Source organism: Corynebacterium sp. KPL2830 (assembly GCF_040225635.1).
Lineage (GTDB): Bacteria > Actinomycetota > Actinomycetes > Mycobacteriales > Mycobacteriaceae > Corynebacterium.
The window spans coordinates 1-746 of the sequence record NZ_JBEHFR010000069.1; the positions used below are offsets into that span (position 1 = coordinate 1).

At 52.5% G+C, this 746-nt stretch carries 1 protein-coding gene; it reads left to right on the forward strand.

The window, feature by feature from the left end; translation table 11 throughout:
* Positions 1-746: IS256 family transposase (locus ABRP87_RS11245; protein WP_349868866.1), on the forward strand; the 746-nt coding region annotated here is incomplete at both ends.

Genomic DNA, 746 nt, shown 5'->3' on the forward strand with positions numbered 1-746 from the left:
CGTCAGCTTGTATGCCGGTGGGATGACCATTCGGGATATCCAGCATCATATGGCTACTGCGATGCGTGTCGATATTTCCCATGAGACGATCTCCGCAGTCACCGACGCCGTCCTCGACGAGGTCATGGTCTGGCAAAACCGCCAGCTAGATGAGTTCTACCCCGTTATCTTCCTGGATGCGTTACGCATTAAAGTCCGCGACGGTGGCCGAGTGGTCAACAAATCCGCGTACATGGCAATTGGTGTGGATCTTGACGGTATTAAGCACATTTTGGGCCTATGGATCGCCAAAGAAGAAGGCGCTTCATTTTGGGCGCAGGTATGTGCCAATCTTTCTAACCGTGGGGTCAAAGACGTCTTTATTGTCTGCTGTGACGGGCTGAAAGGCTTGCCAGAAGCAGTAGAGGCAACATGGCCGAACTCTATGGTGCAAACCTGTATCGTGCACCTGATTCGCGCAGCTAACCGATGGGTAGCCTACGGGGATCGCCGAGGCGTATCGGCCGCGTTGAAAAAGATTTACACCGCTGCAGACGAATCCACAGCTCAGGCTGCTTTAGACGAATTTGAAGCCTCTGAATTAGGAGAAAAGTATCCCCGCTCAGTCAAGGTCTGGCGGGATGCTTGGGCGCGTTTCGTACCGTTTCTGCAGTTCCCGCCAGCAGCCAGGAAGGTAATCTATACGACGAATTCGATTGAATCATTCAACAATGAACTGCGTAAAGCTACCCGCAACAGGGTGCAGT